We start from the raw sequence: 638 nt of genomic DNA, 5'->3' as shown, positions 1-638 counted from the left end.
GGCGACTCGACGTACAGCACGATCGCGGCGCGTGAGTTCAACATGATCACCGCCGAGAACGAGATGAAGCCGGAAGCGCTCCAGCCCAACCGGGGCCAGTTCAACTTCTCCTCCGGCGACCAGATCTACAACTGGGCCACCCAGCGCGGTCTCCAGGTCCGCGGCCACACCCTCGCGTGGCACGCGCAGCAGCCGGGCTGGATGCAGAGCCTGAACGGCAGCAACCTGCGTCAGGCGATGATCGACCACATCAACGGTGTGATGGCCCACTACCGGGGCAAGCTGGCCGCGTGGGACGTGGTGAACGAGGCGTTCAACGAGGACGGCAGCCGTCGGCAGTCGAACCTGCAGGGCACCGGTAACGACTGGATCGAGGTGGCGTTCCGCACCGCGCGGGCGGCCGACCCGTCGACGAAGCTGTGCTACAACGACTACAACATCGAGAACTGGTCGTACGGCAAGACGCAGGGCGTGTACAACATGATCAGGGACTTCAAGTCCCGGGGTGTGCCGATCGACTGCGTGGGTCTGCAGACCCACTTCACCGGTGGCAGCTCGCTGCCGGGCAACTTCCAGACCACGCTGCAGAACTTCGCCGCGCTGGGTGTGGACGTGGCGCTGACCGAGGTCGACGTCAC

1 protein-coding gene is annotated in these 638 nt (G+C 65.2%); it reads left to right on the top strand.

From position 1 onward, the window contains the following. A partial coding sequence (locus HA073_RS30225; protein ID WP_166457870.1) for an endo-1,4-beta-xylanase occupies positions 1–638 on the top strand: 638 nt, incomplete at both ends.

Source organism: Micromonospora sp. CMU55-4, from assembly GCF_011602315.1.
Classification (GTDB): domain Bacteria; phylum Actinomycetota; class Actinomycetes; order Mycobacteriales; family Micromonosporaceae; genus Micromonospora; species Micromonospora chalcea.
The sequence above is the reverse complement of the archived record's forward strand: the minus strand, read 5'-3'. Positions and strand labels throughout refer to the sequence as shown.